Raw genomic sequence first — 18721 nt, forward strand, 5'->3', positions numbered from 1 at the left:
TACCCACAGCGACCGACCCGATCGCCGCGCTTGTCAATGGTCGCGGTCATGGTCGTGATGATGGTTCTTCTCGACCTGATGGTCCGGGATCATGTCGGGATCACAGTCTGCAGCGAGACAGGCTTCGAACGTTGCATGGGCGATGGCGTGCTGCGTCTCGAGCATACCGCGAGCCCGCGCCTTCACATCCTCGAAAGCCTGCAACGAAGATTCGGCAGGAACGATATGCGCCTCAAGCGCGCGATAATGCTCACTGATGCTCCAGACATGGACGTGATGGACGTCGGCCACGCCTTCTGTGTCACGCAGGTCGCTCACAATGCGATCGAACTCGCTTTCGTCCGGCACCGCACCCATCAAGAGCCGCACCGTGCGAGGCAACAAAGTGACGCCCTGCCAGATCACATAGGCAGCAATGACCACAGTGATGATCAGATCGGCAATATAAAGTTCGTATCGCAGAATGAGTACGCCAGCCACGATCACACCGACCGACGCCAGCGCATCGGACACATTGTGCAGAAAGGCGGCTTTCATGTTGAGGGAGTTCTTCGAGCTGGCGTAAACCATCACCGCCGTAACCACGTCGATCACCAGCGCTATCCCGGCGACCCAGATTACGGTCCACCCCTCAACGGGTTGAGGGTCTGCGAAACGGTTGATCGCCTCGACGAGCAGATAGAAACCGATGATAAGCAAAGTCGTCAGATTGATGAGCGCCGCCACGACTTCCGCACGAGCATAGCCGAAGGTCATAAGCTTGTCGGCTGGCCGGCGCCCGATCCGCCTCGCAAACAGAGCCAGTCCAAGCGATGCCGCGTCGCTGAAATTGTGCAGCGCATCGGCGATCAGTGCGAGCGAACCCGACAATATCCCCCCGATGATCTGGGCGACAGTCAGCAGGACGTTGAGGGCGACGGCCAATACAAGGCGGCCGTCGCTCATGCTTTCTTCGCCGTGACTGTGCCCGGCATGACCGCCCGATTGTGCCACTACCTGCCTCCTTTTTCTGTTCTCTTGGTCGTCGTGACGGACTGCGCGGGGGAATGCTGGAACGTGCTGTTCGAGACATCGAGTTCGCGCGACAGTTCTCCAAGCGCCGAGATCGCGAGGCCGAGCAGCGCGAACCCTCCGACGAATGCCAGGAGCGTAATATGATTGGCGGCGACCGATCCGGTTCCCATGCGAAGCAGCGCGCGCGCCGATGCAACTATAAGAAAGCCCGGGATAATAGCCGCTAGCCAACCTCGCCCGTTGTCGGTGAATCCGTGCAGCGCCCAAAAGGTCAAGAGAGCGATCCCGATGAAAAACAGGGAAAAGAGGACAAGTAGCGCAAGCTGGTCCATCCTGCTCACTTGGGCGGATCGGTATTCATCGATCGCCTGGCGTCCTATTTCCAGGTTCGCAAAAACAAGCGCTGCAGACACCGCCATTGCTGTCGTCGCGGATGCAGCAGCGGCAGCACCCAAGATAACGCTGTAAGGCAGGATATCGGACGCCATCGACACCGAGATGCGACGTACCAGGGTTGGCCTATCGGAGCATCGCTCAGGTCCGTCATCATCCGGTCTGAGTTTTGCGTATCGACCAAGCTCGTTGAAAATCAGAAGCAGCAGGCCGCCCGCCAGCATCAAACCAGTGAGTGTCCAGCGGGTGAGAGGAGATTGTCCCAGCGGAAGAGTTAGCAAGACGGCAAGGGCGGCAAAAGCACCCGAAACGCCGCCCGGCAGGAGCGGATGCAGGAAGCTCCAACTGCCTTTTGCCAATTTGCCGCCAATCATGACCCCGATGCCTGATAGCATCGCCAGGACAAGGACCCGCGAAAGGTCCTGCGCGGCAAACAAGGTATCGATTAGCGTCAATTCCTCTTCTCGCCGTGGACGGTTCCCGCCTCGTCGTGCACATCCATATGCGTATCGCGCAGGATCTGCACTCCGCCGTAAAGCGCTATGCAGGCGACCGCTATTCCGACCACTAGGTCGGGCCAGTTGGCACCGGTAATCAGCACAACGATGCCGGCGATGATGATCCCGCCATTGGAGATGAAGTCGTTGAAGCTGAAGGTTGTCGCCGCCCGCATATTGACGTCCTTGTTCTCCACCTTCTGCAACAGGCGCAGGCAATAGAGATTCACCAGTCCCGCGACGAACGCCATCGCCATCATCAGCATGCCGCCCGGATCGGAACCTTCCACGAACCGTCGGTAAGCATCGAAAATGACCCCAGCGGAGAAGACCAGCAGCATGATGCCGGAGAAACGCGCGGCCCCGCGTTTCCAGGTCCGCGAGCGGGTTAGCGCAAGCAGGCTGAGCGCATAAACGATTGCATCCGATGAATTATCGAGGCCGTTTGCCAACAGCGCGTTGGAATCGGCAAAATATCCGACCGCGAAGAAGCCGATCGCGATGGCGACGTTAAGCCACAGGACAACCCACAGGGTCTTGCGCTTTTCGGGCGACCCGGCATCGACCTCATGACCGCCACTCATGCTGTGTCCTCCCCGGTTCGTACCCAGCTTTCCGCATGACTACGCTGTGATGGCCGGAAGAACTTCATTTCGGCGCGGAAGAGCGAGGATGACATTTTCGTGCCCCACTCTTCCCATTTGCTGTCGCCGATTATGGCGATCCGGCCGAAGCAGTCCTTATGCCGGACGTCGAACTTGAGATCGCGCCAGAGACCTCCGAGGTCCCAGCCCGAAAAGTCAGGCGCGAGCTCGATTACCATCGGGACGGTGCCGGCCTCGCGCTCTGCGATACGTTCGAATTGGGGAACAAAGCGGTCATAGTCTTCATCCCCAAGCCTGCCTCCGGCGCGTATCCAGAGCAGTCCGTTCTCTTCCTTCAGTGCCAGCACCGTATTCTCCTTTCCCGATCGGTCATGCGATGTCCTTCAGCTCGGCCTCTTCATCGCTCGTCACATTGCGACGCGGACGGTCCCACCACTTCTCGCGCCAGCTCCGCCCGTCGTCGGAACGGTGCAGTACAAGCCGCGCGATTGCGGGTAGGACGAACAGCGTGAGCGCGGTCGCCGTGATCAGACCGCCAATGACGACCGTAGCCAAAGGACGCTGCACTTCGGCCCCTGTTCCGGTTGCGAGAGCCATGGGTACAAAGCCGAGCGAGGCCACCAGCGCGGTCATCAACACCGGCCTCAGGCGCGCGAGCGCACCATCGGCGATTGCCTCATCAAGCGGCATACCGCTTTCAAGGCGCTGCCGGATTGCAGTCATCATGACGAGACCGTTGAGCACAGCCACACCGGACAGGGCAATGAAGCCAACCGCCGCCGATACCGAGAAGGGCATGCCTCTTAACACGAGAGCAAACACACCGCCCGCCAAGGCCATCGGGATGGCGCTGAACACCGCCAGGGCCGGAACCCATCCACCAAGCGCCATGTACAGCAGGAGCAGGACAACGGCGAAGCAGATGGGCACCACGATCGCGAGCCGAGCCTGCGCTTCCTGCAGGTTCTGATACTGCCCGCCCCACTCGATGAAGGAGGCAGGGGGCAGATCGACCTGGGCCGAAACACCTTCCTGCGCTTCTTCGACGAAGGAACCGAGATCGCGTTCGCGGACGTTGGCGGAAACGATGACGAGCCGGCGACCCTGTTCGCGCCGGACTTCGGCGAGACCATCAACAACCTCAAAATCGGCCAGCGTTCGCAGCGGAACCGTGACGCCGTTTTCAAGGACGATCGGCAGGGCTCCTAGCTGGTCGAAATCGTCGCGCGTTGCGTCTGCCAAGCGGACGACGACATCGAAGCGGCGGTCGCCTTCGAACACCAGGCCCGCCGGTCGGCCGCCAAGCGCGATGGCAACGGATTGCGCCACGTCCTCGACCGTGAGACCGTACCGCGCGATGGTGGGACGATCGAAAGCGATGTCGAGCGTCGGAAAGCCCGTCACCTGCTGCACCTTCACATCGGCCGCACCCTCGACAGCGCGAAGTACGCCTGCAACGTCGCCCGCCGCTTCGGTCAGTGCGGTGAGATCGTCGCCGTACAGTTTGACCGCCACATCGCCGCGTACGCCTGCGATCAGTTCGTTGAAACGCAGTTCGATAGGCTGACTGAACTCGTACAGGTTCCCGACAAGACCGCCAAGTGCACTCTCCATCTCGCCAACGAGTTCATCCTTTGGCAAATCCGGGTCTGGCCACTCCTCACGCGGTTTCAGAATGACATAGGCATCCGATGCGTTGGGCGGCATGGGATCGCTGGCGACCTCTGCCGTACCGGTTCGCGAGAAGACCAGCTCGACCTGCGGAAACTCCTCGAGCCTGTCTTCGACCCGCCGCTGCATCGCCAACGAGCGTTCAAGCGAGGTCGAAGGAATCCGAAGCGATTGCACCGCTATGTCGCGCTCGTCGAGCTGGGGAGTGAACTCACTGCCAAGAAAGCCGAACATTATTGCCGCGACTGCAAACAGGCCAGCACCAGCACCGATAACCGGCCAAGGGCGCGCAATGGTCTTGCGAATAGCGGGACGGTAGCGACCCTTTGCCATACGGATCGGTTTCACCTCCTTCTCGGTCAGCTTCTTGTTAAGCAGGACCGCGATCATGGCGGGCACGAAGGTGAGTGACAGCACAAAGGCCGAAGCCAGCGCTAGCATGACCGTAATCGCCATTGGCGAAAACGTCTTGCCCTCGACCCCGGTGAAGGTGAGCAGCGGCGCATAGACCAGCAAAATAATTGCCTGTCCGTAGACCGTCGGCTTGATCATCTCCTGCGCGGCAAGCCGCGTCTCGGTAAGGCGTTCGCCCAGGCTGAGCAGCCGGCCTTCGCGATGCTGGCGCGCGGCAAGCCGCGCGACACTGTTCTCGACGATGATCACCGCGCCATCGACGATCAGGCCGAAGTCGAGCGCGCCGAGGCTCATCAAATTGCCCGAGACGCCCAGCCTGTTCATGCCGATGGCCGCCATCAGCATCGAGATCGGGATGACCAGGGCCGCGATGATGGCGGCCCGGATATTGCCGAGCAGGAGGAACAGCACCGCGATAACCAGCAAGGCGCCCTCGACTAGGTTTTTTTCGACCGTGGCGATCGTCGCATCGACAAGCGAAGAGCGGTTATAGACAATTTCTGCCACCACGCCGTCGGGTAGCGATGCGCGCACCTCTTCCAGTCGGTCTGCCGCCTGAGCCGATACGGTGCGGCTGTTCTCTCCGCTGCGCATCAACACAGTGCCGACGACCGCTTCCTCGCCATTCAGCGAAGCAGCCCCCGTGCGCAGATCGCCCCCGATTTCGACATTCGCTACATCGCCGATGCGGATGGGTACACCCTCGCGCGTCGCGACGACAGCCTCCTCGATATCGGCGATTCCGCCCAGTCGGGCATCGACGCGAACGAGCAGGGCTTCATCGGCCCGGTCCACGAAATTGGCGCCCGCCGCGAGATTGGCGGCCTCGAGCGCATTGATCAGGGAGTCGAAAGACAGGCCGTAGCCTGTAAGCCGTGCCGGGTCGGGCTGAACGAGGAATTGCTTCTCGAATCCACCGATGGAATCGACCCCGGCCACGCCGTCGATCGAGCGCATGAGGGGTGCCACGACCCAGTCCTGCACAGTGCGCAGATAGGCAGCCTTGGCGACCTCGCTTTCCAGCCGGTCGCCGCGCTCGGTTATGAAGCTGCCATCTCTTTGCCAGCCAGTCTGGCCGCCTGTGGTCGCTCCCTTGCCGCCGGGATGCTCGTATTCGATCGTATACATGAGCACTTCGCCAAGCCCGGTGGAAATTGGCCCCATGGTCGGCTCCGCCCCTTCAGGCAGCGAGGCGCCGATCGGCGCGAGACGTTCGTTCACCTGTTGGCGAGCGAAGTAGATGTCGGTGCCTTCCTCGAAGATGGCGGTGACCTGGCTGAAGCCGTTGCGCGAAATCGATCGGGTCATCTCCAATCCCTCGATCCCGGCAAGCCCGGTTTCGATTGGAAAGGTCACCTGCGTCTCCACCTGCGAAGGCGAAAGCGCAGCCGCGCTGGTATTGATCTGCACCTGTGTGTTGGTGATATCCGGCACCGCGTCGATCGGCAGGCGCAACAGATTGAATGCGCCATAGATTGCCGCGAAAATGGTGAGGACGATAATCGCCCAGCGGAATCGCACGGCAACATCGAGAATCATCCCGATCAGGCCATGGTGGTGGCTACCCTCGTCCGAATGGGACGACGTTTGATCAATGGCCATGTTCTGCGCCCTCCTTTTCGAGCTCGGCTTTCAGCAGGAAGGCGTTGGCAGTTGCGATCTGCTGGCCCGGCTCAAGCCCGGACAGGATCGTCACCATTCCAGCGGAACGGCTGCCAGTTTCTACCGCGCGCGCCTGGAAGCCGCGACGCGTTCGGACAAACACGACGTCGCGTCCCTCGAACGCCTGCACTGCATCTTCAGGAACCGCGATAAGGGTCTGATCCACTTCTCCCGAAGGGCGGATACGAGCCTGAAGGAACGAGCCAGGCTGAAGACCTGGAACAGCGCGCGAGATGCTGAGAACAGCTGTCGCGCTTCGGCTTTCAGGATCGAGCGAAGGCGTGACAGAGCGTACGCGCGCGCCGATCTCGCGACCATCGCCAACAATCAGTGCTGCCTCATCGCCGGGCTGGATGCGCGAGGCATCTTCCGAAGGTAGTGCGACTTCGACCTGGAGACCGTTCGGATTGACGATCTGATACAGTTCCTCGCCGGCATCGACGAAGGAGCCGAGTACGATCGGCGCAGCCGTGACGCGTCCGGATAGGGGACTAGTGACGGCGAGCGACCGACCGTCACCGCTTACCCCGGCAGCGCTGACCGCGGCCTGGGCCCGGTTAAGCTCGGAACGGGCAACATCGAGGTTGGCACGGGCAGCTTCGAGATCCTGCCGGGCAGTTACATTCGCTTCGAAAAGGCGACGTTCACGATCAAATGCCGACGACAGTTCGGTCACGCGAGCACGAGCTGCACTGAGCTGCGAGGCGAGCGCAGCAGCATCGGCGCTTTCAATCCGTGCAACGGTCTCGCCCTGGCGGACATAATCACCAAGCGTCTTGCCCACAGTGCGTACCACACCCGATGCGCGCGCATCGATACGCGCACTTGCGGTCGGACTAGCGGCTATCGTGGCCGGAAATACCAGGTCGACGGATGCACCATAACGTACAGTACCGATTACAATTTCGGCAGCCCGAATCTGTTCTTCGCCGATCAGAACGAGGCCCTCTGGCAATTCTGTGTCGGCTGCTTCTTCGACGCCACCGGTTTCGACTTCACTGTCAGGCCAGAGCATCAGCAGCAAAGCTGCAGCGAGAATGACGATTCCGGCGATGATCGCCAGTTTCTTGCGGTTCATTTGAATATTCCTCATTGTGCGGCCAGCCGGATCAATTCGGCAGCAGCCTGCCCCCGGTCCTGCTGGGCAGCGATCAAGGCTTCACGAATTGCATCGCGCGCTTCGGCAGCGCTCAACACCTCGATCAACGGAAAGCGGCCGTTGCGGTAGCCGATGCGGACAAGCCGCAGCGCCTCTTCGGCCTGGGGCAGCGATGTCCGGGAAAGCGTTTCGACGCGCGCCTCAGCAGCGAGATACTGCGCCCGCGCCCGGGTTACTGATTGTTCAAAATCCGCCAGTGCCACGGCCTCGCGTGCATTTGCGGCTCGAAGCCTCGCTTCTGCAGCCGCGATATTGCCCTGATTGCGATTGCTGAACGGAAGCGGGATCGAGACGCCTACAAGGAATGCGCTGTCGTTGCTTTCTTCGAAACGGCGCACACCGGCGGAGACGACCGGATCGGGAACGCGCAAGCTGCGCTCACGATCGATATCTGCCGCAGCAGCCCTGCTTTCAGCGCGCGCCACCCGCAACTGGAGCCCGCTCGCCGCAGCCAGTGCAGCTCCAGGTGGCCGGATGTCCGGAAAGTCCGCCGGGACTACAGGGGGCACGTCCTGAACGCCCCAGAGAGAAGCGAGAGCAGTGCGCGTCGCGAGACTGGCCGCTTGAGACGCTTGCAATTCGGCGCGCGCCTCTGCCAGGGCCGCCTCTGCACGCAAGGCGCGCAAAGGTGGCTCACGGCCTACTTCGACCAGCAGTCCTGCAATGCGGGCGAGCTCTTCGTTCCGTTCGACCACATCGCGGGCCAGTTCCACGCGCGATGCAGCGGCCGCCGCTGCGACATATCGCTCGCGGACGAGGTAGCCGAGTTCGACATCGGACAGGTCGGCGCGAAGGTTTGCAAGCTGTGCTTGCGCCCGGGCAGCTTCGACCCGGGCCCCCCGCTTGTTGCCAAGTTCAAGGCGCTGCCCCACCGCAAGCGTGTATTCGGTAGCCCGCAGTCCGGAAAAAGCGCCGCTTCCGGCGATATTCTCGACCTCGAGCGAAACTTCGGGGTTCGGTCGGAGACGCGCCTGCCTGACGAGCGAGCGAGCGGCATCCGCTTCGGCGCGCGGTCCCACCATACGCGGGTTCGCGGAGATTGCATCGACTTCGCCCGTTACACCTGAGCGGCTCAGCGCGTCTTCAAGCGTCAGAAGCTCCTGCTCCTGCGCGGCCACGGACGTGGCTGTTGCGACGAGAAACAACCCTGCAATCAGGGTGTCTCGCCAATAAATGGCTGACATTTTGGAAGAATTCCTCTGCTAACAATCGAACGGGCGCTGCACCGGGGCAGCGCAACGACGATTGTCAGTCGCGAGGAGGACGTTTCAGTCGGGTACTGACATCCGAGACGGATGCCGCAACAGGAGGCGCTGCAAGAATGACCGACGCAAGTGGAACCTGTTCTTTGTGGATTCCGCCAGCAAAGCTCGCGCCGTGATGACAATGACCATGACCGCAAACGCCGTGTTGATCGGCTGGCACTTCGGGATCGCCCTGATCGCCATCGACATCTGAGGTTGCCGATCCCTCGTCAGCTGCAATCCATGCCGCCGCATCGCCCGGAGCCACTTCCGAGCCGCAGGCAGCTGCATCCGCCGCAGTCGCAAAGATCATCGCGACCAGCATGAGCAGGACGACGAGCGGGTTGAGGACAAGGCGGCGATAACTGTAAGTCATGAATTTGGGCCGCCATTAGCAAAGACAAACCGAGCTGCCTAGTGTAATATTCTGTCAGCGTAGATCCATTATTGTGATACTATAACACAACACCAGTGCTCTTATATTGTCGAAGGAGGACCCGGCGGGGGCGTAAAGCCAGGCGAATTTGCATCGGACTGCAAGAGGCAGCTGGCCTACCGCACGAAACAAGAACCAATTAGCGCGCCAGCGACATAATCGTCGCCGGCGCGTAGCAAGTTCGACGTTCAATCATATCGTTTTGGGATGCTTGCACCCAAGCTGCGCCGGTCAACGACGGTGATACGCCGGGCCTTGGCGTCAATCACTAGACGCTCAAGAACGCCATTGCCGGGAAGCGCGACCACATAGCGCGGATTCATCTGAAGCATCTGCTCATTGCGCTTGAACCCGGCTCGTGCCCCCAGCCGTCTGTCGAGTGAAAATACCAATTGCTGTATATCGTGCCGTTCGGCCCAGCTGGCCGCAAGCCGATCAACGCCTTTGGTGTCGCCGCCGTGCACCAGAAACATGTCGGGCACATGATCACGTACCTTGTCGAGCGTTGACCAGACCTTGGAGGCGAAAGCCTTGGCGTCTTCCGCGGTGGCAAACGAAGACCGGCCACCGGAAAAGACGATTGGCGTGCCTTGCGGTGTATTGGCATCCCGGCGGCGCTCTGCACGAGCCCGCAGGAAGTCACGTGCATTGACGACAGCGGACGTCATATGGGCAGCGTGGTTCGAACGCGAACCGGTCGTGGGACGCCAGGACGATCCGATCTCTTCAAGATAGAGCGTAGCGGCGGTTTCGCGCATTTTCTCGAATGCGACCATGCTGGCTTCGGCGGCCTGGGCACGTTCGACCTGCTCTTCCAGATTGCTCGTGTGTACTTCCGAGCCGTCGGCAGAAGCTAGCAATGCTCGAATTTCGTCGCTGGCGCGGTCGAGCCGCGAAGACTTCCGACTTGCTGCACGGTGGAAGAGATTGACGAAACCCCAGGCAATGTCCTCGGCATCAGCTTCCAGGGCCGTGTCGGAAAACATCGCGAAGAGGTCGGACCATACGGCATTAAGCGTCTGCTCGATCGCGTCCTCGCAGGGAAAATCGGTTTCGTTGAAGGGAGCTGGCCTGATGCTGAGGCCTGAGAGGTCGAGGCCGCTCAACTGGTCGATGAAGCTGTCGTACATGCGTTGTCTCCTGATCGCGGGGACAAGGAGAGGAGGCACCATTGCCTCGACCCTGTCCGCCGGAGCCCGATCAGGGCCGGGAGAAGGGGCGAGACGCACCGCGCAGCGGGAAACCTGCGGCCCTAGGCTGGCGCGGGCAACACGGGCCGACGGGCCGCAGGTTGCGGCGCGCCCCGACCGGCCCAAGGGCCTCTCCCGGCGGACAGGGATGAGGCAGGATCAGGACCCGACGTCGCTATCAGGGCAGGAGCGCTCGAAGATCGCTTCGCCATTCGAGAACCGACCTACCAGGCGCAGCTCGCCGAACAGGTCGATGAACCTTCCTGACACCTGGGCGAGCCAATGCCGTGCCCTCGGCACGCGCGGGTTGTAGAGATCGGCTTCCCAGTAGCGAGCGTCATCGCGCTCGGCGAGCCAGATCGCGGCGAGCCCGCAATATGTCGATATGCCGCAATCGGCGAAGGCGTTCCGCAGGAGGATGCAATCCTCGCGGCCGCGCCATCCTTCGAAGCGTTCAAAGGAAGGAAAGGTCGCCTTCGCAGTATCGATGATCTCGTCGACGAGGCACTCGTAGGCCCAGTCGACATCTGCGTCTTCGCCGTCGTCGAGCAGACGAAAGGCAACCACGGATCCGGCCGGATAACTGACAGAACGTCCCATCTCACTGCTCCTCAGGCTGCATCAGCGAGATCAATGTCGGGCTCGCTTTCGTTGGATTGGTGACCCCCAAGGTCAAGCAACAGGCTGGCCGCTTCCTCGGCCTTGGCCGCAGCGGTCAGGATCGCGCGCTCATCCGATTTGAGGATCTTGAGCCAGGACGCGATGTAGCTGGCGTGATGGTCGAGGTGGGTGACCGGCAGACCCAGTTCTGCCCCAAGGATGGCCGAGGACAGTTCGGCGATCAGTTCTTCGGCAGCATAGGCGTCGCTGCCGAAGCGGTTCTTGAGATCGCGGTCGAGCCGCGAGGAATGCCCCGTCCAGTGCGACAGCTCGTGTGCAAGCGTCGCGTAGTAGTGGTCATAGGCTTCGAAGAGTTCGGCTGGCGGCATCGTGACGCGGTCGCGCAGCGGTTCGTAGTAGGCCTGGGCACCATGATGGCGCAGGTCTGCGCCGACTTGACCGAAGAAGGCATCGAGCCGGTCTTCGCGTCCTTCAGGCTCGAGCGCGGCAACCAGCGGCTTGGGATGATAGAATGCGGGGAGGCCGTCGCACTGGTCCGCGTTGAACACGGCATAGGCCTTGAGCACGCGCCGGTTCTCGGTGTCCGTGTCGCCTTCGGCGTTCTCGACCTCCTTGGTATAGCTCTTGTAGAAGATCGCGATGGTCGATTTCTCGCCCTTGCGGACCTGTCCGCCTAGCTTCTGGCACTGGCGGTACGTCATCCAGTACGGCGAAGCGAAACCGCAGCCATCGGCCACCATCCAGAGCCAAAAGGTGTTCATTCCGCGATAAGGCGTCCCGCAGGAGCGCAAGGGCCGCGAGACGGGCACACCGCGCCACGGCTTGACCCAGGGCTTTGTGCCTTGCTCGAGCTTTTCGATGATCGCGGCGGAGATGCGCTGGGCAGGCGATGTCGAAACGGTGCGGCGGGACTTGGTCATGGGAGATCTCCTGATCGCCGGAACGGAGTTGTCCCGGCTCAGGAAGAGCAAAGCTCCCTCCTCTCTCCTTCAATGATGACCGCAATGCGCCCTCAATTCGGGACGTTCAGGCTTCCTGCGGATGCCTGAAAGCGGCCCGGCAGCTTTGCTTCGGTAATGATTACCGCGAATGTCCGATTAGGACTCGTTTGCAGTCGGGCCGCTTTTGCAGTCGGGCCGCTTTTATCGTGTGTGTGCGATTAGCGGACAATCAGCTTTGAGGCGCTCCGACAACACGCGGAAAGGTCTGAAACGGGGGGAACGGAATGTCTAATTTGTTGTTTATTTTGGTCAAAGCAGACATAAAAACACCTACCAGTCAGTTTTGAGGACCTACAGTGAACATCGAGATCGAGCGGAACCCTTCGAAAGCTGAGGCGGACCTGCTCAGTCGCGGGATTAAGTCATTCAACGAAGAAACCGTTCGCGATCTCGAGCCGGCCGAGGAAGAGAAGCGGTTTCACGTGATGGCTCGAGATGACGAGGGATCATTACAAGGTGGCATCCGCGCAACATGCTATTGGAATACCCTTCACATCGAACTTCTTTGGATTTCCGAGACTGCGCGCGGCAGTGGAATCGGGCGTAAGCTGATACAGAAAGCCGAGGCTTTTGCGCGCGACAATGGTTGCGAAAATGCTTTAGTTGAAACGACCAGCTGGCAGGCAAGGCCATTCTACGAAAAGAACGGCTACAACCACATGGCGACCCTTTCCAACCGACCCAAGGGACACTCTTCGCACTATCTCAAGAAGGTGCTGATTTGATTTTCGGGCGTCCGCTTTCGAGGTAGTTTCCGCTCAAGTTAAACAACCGCGCTTAGGGTCGTTAGCCGAACGGCAGCTTTCAGCATTCAGCCACCTAAAAGCGGACCGTCTTCAACCGGCCGAAAATTTGACATGGAAAAGGCGGCCCGTCCCGATTGGGACGGACCGCCCGCCGAGTGACCTAGACCTGTCAGGAGGGGTCAGGCAGCCTGCTCGGCAATTTCGTCAGTCGCGTCGTCGCTGACCGGCTCGTCACCTTCAGCGGCAACCGGTGCGACCTGCTCGGAACCGGCGAAACGCATCATCGGCGGAACCCAAGCCTGTGCCCGTTCCTTGACCTCGGCCTCACCGATGAAGTTGCCGGAGAATATGCGCTCGGCAGCGCTCGCCAGTTCGGCCTTCTTCGATGCGGCATAGCGACTGACGAGTTCGGGACCACCGGCGGCATCGAGCGCCTCGAGCGTGCGAGCCTTGGCCACACGATCGAAGTAGTTCGCCGCCGTGGGACGCCACCAGTGTGCGGTCTCGATTTCGAGCAGTGAGCCCAGCTCCTCGTGCAGTGGCACCGAGCGCTCCCCTTGGCAGGCAAGGCTGGCAACCAGAGTGCGCGAGACGACATGGCCAAGCCAGTCCGAGCGTGCCTCGTCGGAAAGCGCCCGGAACCTGGCAAACCGCTCGACATCGCTTTCACCAGCACGCCAGCTTTCATCGAGCGACCCGGCGAACTCGGCCAAGGCAGCGCTCGCCGGTGCATCCTTGGCCTCGAACCCGGTGACAGGCCCAGCCGCAACCGATCCGAGCAGCGTCGACGCATTCTTGGCGCGCCAGTCGTGTCCATCTGCATCTGCGAGCGTGAAGACCATGAAGTCGAGCGCCAGTGCCGGATCGTTGGCGAGGTGGATCGCCAGGATATCGCGGCGCTGCATGGCCAGTTCGTCGAGTAGGCGTTGCGACAGCGAACTTCCTTTGGGCTTTGCCGCGCCACTTTCCTCGATGGCCTCGACAACGCCTTCGTCAGCGATGACTTCGGTTTCGGTGTAGTACTGTGGGACCAAGGTCGGCTCGCCATTGCGCGAGAGGACGAGGAAGGCGCCGGCCTCCGGTTTCAGTTCGTCGGCGAGTACCGGCGGCCGGTCATTGATCGCGCGCATGGCGCGGTCGATGACGACGAGTTCCTGTTCTGCCTTGGCGACCTGGTCTTCATCGCTTTCCTCGTCTTCGAGCACGGCGGCGACGCGGTCGCAGTCGGCCTCGAGCTCGCCGAGCTCCTGCACTTCCCGGTCGGTCATTGGCGCAGGCTCGCAGGGCAAGCGATTGAGGCCGTCGACAAGGTCATGACTGACATAGGTGCCAAGCGTCGGCCGAACCCAGGCAAGGCCATATTCGATCGCGACCTTTTCTGCGGCTTCTTCCATGGCCTTGTGTGCGAGGTCCTCGAGCAGCGCGACATCGATCCAGCTTTCGCTGGCATCGTCGTCGAACAGTTCGCGTTCGATCCGGCCACCCGCAGTGAGGTAGGCATCGCGTCCGACGAGAACCGCTCGCGGATCGGAGCCACGAACAGTTGCGTCGAGCACCATGCGGCGGATCGTGTCAGGCGTGATCTGGTACCAGGCGTCCTGCAGCTCGGCATAGACATGCGCTTGGCGCTCCACGTCGGAGATCGCGCCGTAGGCTTTGGCCATGTCGAGCGTAATCGTGCCTTCGGCGAGCGCTTCGAAGACGCAGGGTGCGAGACTTGCTAAGCGCAGACGCCCTTCGACGAATCGGACGGTGAGGCCGAAGCGGCGCGCCACGTCTTCGGTGGTAGCGCCTGCCTCGATGATCGCCGCGAAAGCCTGCGCTTCGTCGGCCGGGTTCATCGCGAGACGCTGGAAGTTCTCGGCAAGGCTGGCCTCGCGAACTTCGCTTTCCTCGCCTTCGATGACGAGGCAGGTGACCTCATGGCTTTCGGACAAGGGGCCCTCTTCGGCCAGTGCCTGCAGCGCGGCGAGACGCCGGCCGCCGGCCTCGACCTCGAACTTGCCGCGCTTTCCTTTGCGCACGACGAGGTTCTGCAGCAGACCGCGCGCACCAATGTCTGCCCGCAGCTGGAGGTCAGCCAGCACATCGCTCGACTTGCGAACGTTGCGCGGGCTCGGGACGAGCTTCTTCAAGGGAATCGACTGGATCATGGGTGTTCTCCTGATGGAATGAAGGCGCAGGTGAGGATCACGAGGCCCACAAGCCCAAAGGGCTCCCTCCACTCTCTTCAATGGCTGTGGCGACCATCTATACGACCGGGATGGGGCGATCAGGGATCGGCTGAGATCCGTCCATGAGAGCAGTTGTTCTCGATGCGCGAACTCATCCGCAGGCCAGTCAGCACCGGGCACAGGCAGATTAGTCGCCCGGACTTAAGGAAGGACGTGATCAGGCTCTGACGCTACGCGACACGGGAACTTGTCGATTCATTCAGTCACACGGAGGGGAGGAGAGGAAGGGAAACTAGGGCGCAATCGGAGGCAGCGCTCAGATTCATTCGGACCCTGACCTCTTTGGCGGAGCCTATGCCTGTCCGCTGCTGAGCAAGCGCTCTTCGAGAAGCGTCCGAAAATCCCGACGCGCATCAGCAATTACGAACACGGTCACCTGACCGGGTGCTGGCTCAGGCTGATACCCGTAGATGATGCGGAACGGAAAGCGCGACAATTGCCGAAAGTCGGTGATCCCGAGAGCCTCAAGTTCCGGTGGAACCGGTCCTTTCTCAGGATTGTTCACAAGGGAGCCGATAGACGCGACAAGGTCATCGAGCAGTGCGTCCGCACCATCGTCGCCATCCGGCCCGCGCTGCGTCAGGCGGCGCTGCCAGATACCCACCAGATCGCGCTCCGCACCGGAGGTGATCTCGATCGCTACAGCGGCCGCCATCATTCAGTTTGACTTACCTCGTACGCGATCCGCGAGGCCTGCCACCGGGCGGGTCCGACCGGCGGCAACATCGGCCTGTCCGAGCGCCAGAAGTTTAAGCAGAGCGAGCGTTTCTTGTGCGCGCTCGTAGCTGGCGACATCCTGCAGAACTGCCTTGGCTTCGCCATTCTGCGTGATGACCATTGGCCCGGCGCCATCTCCAATCTCCCGGATAATTTCGGCGCTGTGGGCCTTCAGATAGCTGATCGGTTTGATGCGCTGGTCCAGCTTCATAGAACACCTTAGGACTGAATTTGGTCTCTATATAGACCAGTTTAGGGCAAATGAGAAGTTCAAGGCTCGATTGCGATGCTTTGGAGGATCTCGCTTGCTCTCGACACCGGTGCAAATAGCCGCGTGCGGTAACGGATGATCTCGGTGAAGCAGCCCTTGCCCTTGTACCAGTCGAGGCGTTCCGGCGAGAATCCGGTCAGTTCAAGGCGCTGCTCGCCTCCCACCAGCGAGCGCTTTACGGTCAAGGCATCGTGGCTTGCGAGGCCCAGCGGTTTGCCGCTGACGAGGACGAGGTCGCCGATTTGCTCTGCCGATGGTCCGGTAACTCCGGAAAGGCCAAAGGTATCGGCGATCGAAGCGAGATCGATATCGAGCACTTCGCGGCCGATGATCGACTGGCCGTCCTCGGCAACGAGCCGGGTGACGCGGACATGATCGCCGGGCAACCGTTTCCAGACTGGCAGCAGCAGCCCTGTGGCGAGATGGACGCGCTCGGTTACAGGCGAGGTGACAGCCTCCTCCTCCTCAGCCCGCCAGGCGCTGGTGAACGCGGTGACGCCGATTTCTTCCCAGGGGCTCTCACCGAGTGCCTCAAGGGTCCAGTTGGCTGACTTGAGCGGTCGGAGCAGGCGCCGACGTTCAATCACGGCCCCGTCGTCGGCGATGAGGAGCCGGGCTGGAACAGACAGTGCGACCTTGCCCGAGCGCGCATTGCGCATCGGGATTGCATGCGGGCCCCCGATCTCATGCATCCGCATCAGGCGCTGCAAGCGCAGAGGGCGCAGGTGCCTGGTCACTTCGAGCGAGACGAGGCGGGTTTCCGCTCCAGTCACAGAGTCTGTGCGCAGGAGTTCATCGGCGAGGACCGTAAAACGATCGACCCTCACGGTTTCCAGTCCCTGGTCGAGCGTTCCAGCCTCGCGCGCGGCTTCGATCCGCGCTTCGACGAGGCCGAGATATTCATCGAATATGGCGTTCTGGAGCGCAATCGGCAGCGCGAGGATGCGATTGAGCCAGCGCTGGATCGTGGGGAGACTGTCGGTCAGCCCGCCATCGGGGTTTTCGAGCCGGAGGCCGGTGCGCTCGACGAAGTTGCCAAAGGTGTTGGCTTCGAGCTTACCGTCATAGAGCAGCTGGAACCAGCGGCTGAGCGCGTCGCGCGCATAGTGGCTTTCAAGATTGTCGGCCGGGTCAAACAGGTTCTGTCCGCCGGTCTGGCGCTGGCCGCGCGTGAGCGCGCCCAATGCGTCGAGCCTTCGCGCAATGGTCGATATGAAGCGGCGCTCGCCCTTCACGTTGGTGGTGACCGGGCGGAACAGCGGGGCGGAGGCCTGGTTGGTACGGTTGGTGCGGCCGAGCCCCTGGATCGCGTTGTCGGCGCGCCAGCCCGGCTCGAGCAGGAAGTGAACCCGGCGCTGCTGGTTCTTCGCATGAAGGTCAGCATGATAGGAACGCCCCGTCCCGCCGGCATCAGAGAAAACGAGGATGCGCTTGGTCCCTTCCATGAAGCTTTGCGCTTCGGCGACATTGGCACTGGGGCTTCGCCGTTCGAGGCGCTGCTGGCCATCACGGCCGAGGACAAGCCTGCGGGTCCGGCCCGTGACTTCGGCCACGGCGTCGGTTCCGAAGTGCTCGATGATCGCGTCGAGTGCTGTTGCGATGGGCGGCAGCGCGCAGAGCTGCTCGATCAGCGCATCGCGCGCGGCAACGGCGCGGGGGCAGAAAACGGGATTGCCCTCCTCGTCGCTCATAGCCTCGGAGCGAAGATTGCCGTCCTCGTCGGCGAAGACCTGCATCAGGCGCACCGGGAAGCTCTTCGCAAGATAGTCGATGACGTATTCACGCGGGGACAGATCGATATCGAGCGCTTCGCGTTCTTCCACGGTCAGGTCGGCAAGGCGCCGGTCGAGCATGGCCTCGGCGGTCGAGACCAGTTGCACGACTACCGAATGGTCTTCGCCAAGCGCCGCTTCCATCGCGGGGATCAGGCTGGGCAGTTTCATCGAAAGCAGGAGCTGGGCAAAGAAGCGCTGCTTGGTGCCTTCAAAGATCGACAGCGCTGCAGCCTTGGCGTTGCGATTGAGCGTATCGCCGCTGTCCTCGTCGACCACGCGGGTTGCTTCGAGCGCGGCTTCGAGGTTGCGGTGAATGATCGCCCAGGCCTCGGCATAGGCGTCGTAGATCCGCACCTGCGCTTCGGTCAGGCTGTGCTCGAGGATTTCGTACTCGACCCCGGCGAAGGACAACGCACGGGCGAGATAGAGGCCCTGGGCCTTGAGGTCGCGGGCGACAAGCTCCATCGCCGCGACGCCGCCGGCGCGAATTTCGGTCATGAACGCTTCGTGGGTCGGAAAGGCGGTCTCGGGTCCCCAAAGGCCGAGCCGGGAGGTGTAACCGAGATTGGCGATATCCGAGGCACCTGTGGCAGACGCGTAGAGCACGCGGGCGCGCGGGAGATGGTTCTGCAGCCTGAGGCCCGCCATCCCCTGTTCGGAGCCCTTGACCTTGCCGCGGGCCGACGAGCCGCCGAGAGCATTGGCCATGGCGTGGGCTTCGTCGAAAGCGATCACGCCGTCGAAATCCTCGCCCGCCCAGGCAAGGATCTGGTCGAGCCGCGTATCCTCGGCGCGGCCCGAGCGCAGCGTCGGATAGGTGACGAAGAGAATGCCTTCGGACATCGTTACGGGCTGGCCGAGTTTCCAGCGCGAGAGCGGCTGGAGATCGAGCGGCAGCCCGCCAAGCGCTTCCCAGTCGCGGCGTGCATCTTCGAGCAGCGCCTCGTTCTTGGTGATCCAGACATGTCGGCGCTCGATTGCGAGCCAGCGATCCATGATGACCGCGGCGATCTGCCGTCCTTTGCCCGCTCCGGTTCCGTCGCCGAGGATGAAGCCTTGGCGGTAGGAGTG

16 protein-coding genes are annotated in these 18721 nt (G+C 61.7%); 1 reads left to right on the forward strand and 15 read right to left on the reverse strand.

Annotated elements, in window-relative coordinates; genetic code table 11:
- Positions 1-33 precede the first annotated feature (33 nt).
- The 11 genes from AAG612_RS15985 to AAG612_RS16035 all read right to left on the reverse strand — a co-directional run bounded on the left by AAG612_RS15985 (position 34) and on the right by AAG612_RS16035 (position 11826).
- On the reverse strand, positions 34-993 hold the full coding sequence (locus AAG612_RS15985) for a cation diffusion facilitator family transporter (protein ID WP_050775921.1): 960 nt from the start codon (positions 991-993) through the stop codon (positions 34-36).
- Entirely contained in the window at positions 993-1862 is an 870-nt protein-coding gene (locus AAG612_RS15990) for a hypothetical protein (protein WP_054522853.1), read from the reverse strand. Before AAG612_RS15990 ends, AAG612_RS15985 begins: the two co-directional genes overlap by 1 nt.
- Entirely contained in the window at positions 1859-2488 is a 630-nt protein-coding gene (locus tag AAG612_RS15995; protein ID WP_054522854.1) for a cation efflux transmembrane domain-containing protein, read from the reverse strand. The genes AAG612_RS15990 and AAG612_RS15995 overlap by 4 nt, the downstream gene beginning before the upstream one ends.
- Positions 2485-2856, reverse strand: coding sequence for a SpoIIAA family protein (locus AAG612_RS16000; protein WP_054522855.1), 372 nt, complete (start codon positions 2854-2856; stop codon positions 2485-2487). The genes AAG612_RS15995 and AAG612_RS16000 overlap by 4 nt, the downstream gene beginning before the upstream one ends.
- Before the next feature lie 22 nt (positions 2857-2878).
- Positions 2879-6142, reverse strand: coding sequence for an efflux RND transporter permease subunit (locus AAG612_RS16005; protein ID WP_342511865.1), 3264 nt, complete (start codon positions 6140-6142; stop codon positions 2879-2881).
- A 43-nt stretch (positions 6143-6185) separates the two neighbouring features.
- Positions 6186-7334 carry an efflux RND transporter periplasmic adaptor subunit gene (locus AAG612_RS16010; protein ID WP_054522857.1) on the reverse strand — a complete coding sequence of 383 codons (1149 nt, stop codon included), beginning with the start codon at positions 7332-7334 and terminating at the stop codon, positions 6186-6188.
- 11 nt (positions 7335-7345) lie between these two features.
- Entirely contained in the window at positions 7346-8599 is a 1254-nt protein-coding gene (locus tag AAG612_RS16015; RefSeq protein WP_054522858.1) for a TolC family protein, read from the reverse strand.
- Positions 8600-8663: 64 nt separating this feature from the next.
- Positions 8664-9035 (reverse strand): hypothetical protein, encoded by a 372-nt coding sequence (locus AAG612_RS16020; protein ID WP_103022870.1) that lies wholly within the window; start codon positions 9033-9035, stop codon positions 8664-8666.
- A 248-nt stretch (positions 9036-9283) separates the two neighbouring features.
- Positions 9284-10225: a DUF2493 domain-containing protein gene (locus tag AAG612_RS16025; RefSeq protein ID WP_342511840.1), complete on the reverse strand. Its 942-nt coding sequence runs from the start codon at positions 10223-10225 to the stop codon at positions 9284-9286.
- A 219-nt stretch (positions 10226-10444) separates the two neighbouring features.
- Positions 10445-10885, reverse strand: a complete 441-nt coding sequence (locus AAG612_RS16030) for a hypothetical protein (protein ID WP_029140655.1) — start codon at positions 10883-10885, stop codon at positions 10445-10447.
- 11 nt (positions 10886-10896) lie between these two features.
- Positions 10897-11826, reverse strand: a complete 930-nt coding sequence (locus AAG612_RS16035; RefSeq protein WP_067674593.1) for an ArdC family protein — start codon at positions 11824-11826, stop codon at positions 10897-10899.
- A 377-nt stretch (positions 11827-12203) separates the two neighbouring features.
- On the opposite strand from AAG612_RS16035, the gene AAG612_RS16040 reads away from it, so the two are divergent.
- The gene (locus AAG612_RS16040; protein ID WP_010240440.1) at positions 12204-12632 is read left to right on the forward strand and encodes a GNAT family N-acetyltransferase; all 429 of its coding nucleotides are present in this window, start codon (positions 12204-12206) and stop codon (positions 12630-12632) included.
- A 200-nt stretch (positions 12633-12832) separates the two neighbouring features.
- Here AAG612_RS16040 and AAG612_RS16045 read toward each other — a convergent pair whose 3' ends face one another.
- The 4 genes from AAG612_RS16045 to AAG612_RS16060 all read right to left on the reverse strand — a co-directional run.
- On the reverse strand, positions 12833-14806 hold the full coding sequence (locus tag AAG612_RS16045) for a ParB/RepB/Spo0J family partition protein (RefSeq protein ID WP_342511846.1): 1974 nt from the start codon (positions 14804-14806) through the stop codon (positions 12833-12835).
- 373 nt (positions 14807-15179) lie between these two features.
- Positions 15180-15542 carry a type II toxin-antitoxin system RelE/ParE family toxin gene (locus tag AAG612_RS16050; RefSeq protein WP_040379303.1) on the reverse strand — a complete coding sequence of 121 codons (363 nt, stop codon included), beginning with the start codon at positions 15540-15542 and terminating at the stop codon, positions 15180-15182.
- 3 nt (positions 15543-15545) lie between these two features.
- On the reverse strand, positions 15546-15815 hold the full coding sequence (locus tag AAG612_RS16055) for a type II toxin-antitoxin system Phd/YefM family antitoxin (RefSeq protein WP_010240558.1): 270 nt from the start codon (positions 15813-15815) through the stop codon (positions 15546-15548).
- 59 nt (positions 15816-15874) lie between these two features.
- Positions 15875-18721, reverse strand: a 2847-nt coding sequence (locus AAG612_RS16060; RefSeq protein WP_342511849.1) for a strawberry notch family protein, incomplete at its 5' end; no start/stop codon positions are given.

It is taken from the genome of Citromicrobium bathyomarinum (assembly GCF_038594605.1).
Classification (GTDB): domain Bacteria; phylum Pseudomonadota; class Alphaproteobacteria; order Sphingomonadales; family Sphingomonadaceae; genus Alteriqipengyuania; species Alteriqipengyuania bathyomarina_B.

Excerpts from the sequence above, each read along its gene's own strand:
- AAG612_RS15995 (WP_054522854.1), bottom strand. The coding sequence starts at position 2,488 with ATGAGTGGCGGTCATGAGGTCGATGCCGGGTCGCCCGAAAAGCGCAAG.
- AAG612_RS16010 (WP_054522857.1), bottom strand. The coding sequence starts at position 7,334 with ATGAACCGCAAGAAACTGGCGATCATCGCCGGAATCGTCATTCTCGCT.
- AAG612_RS16015 (WP_054522858.1), bottom strand. The coding sequence starts at position 8,599 with ATGTCAGCCATTTATTGGCGAGACACCCTGATTGCAGGGTTGTTTCTC.
- AAG612_RS16020 (WP_103022870.1), bottom strand. The coding sequence starts at position 9,035 with ATGACTTACAGTTATCGCCGCCTTGTCCTCAACCCGCTCGTCGTCCTG.
- AAG612_RS16025 (WP_342511840.1), bottom strand. The coding sequence starts at position 10,225 with ATGTACGACAGCTTCATCGACCAGTTGAGCGGCCTCGACCTCTCAGGC.
- AAG612_RS16030 (WP_029140655.1), bottom strand. The coding sequence starts at position 10,885 with ATGGGACGTTCTGTCAGTTATCCGGCCGGATCCGTGGTTGCCTTTCGT.
- AAG612_RS16035 (WP_067674593.1), bottom strand. The coding sequence starts at position 11,826 with ATGACCAAGTCCCGCCGCACCGTTTCGACATCGCCTGCCCAGCGCATC.
- AAG612_RS16045 (WP_342511846.1), bottom strand. The coding sequence starts at position 14,806 with ATGATCCAGTCGATTCCCTTGAAGAAGCTCGTCCCGAGCCCGCGCAAC.
- AAG612_RS16050 (WP_040379303.1), bottom strand. The coding sequence starts at position 15,542 with ATGGCGGCCGCTGTAGCGATCGAGATCACCTCCGGTGCGGAGCGCGAT.
- AAG612_RS16055 (WP_010240558.1), bottom strand. The coding sequence starts at position 15,815 with ATGAAGCTGGACCAGCGCATCAAACCGATCAGCTATCTGAAGGCCCAC.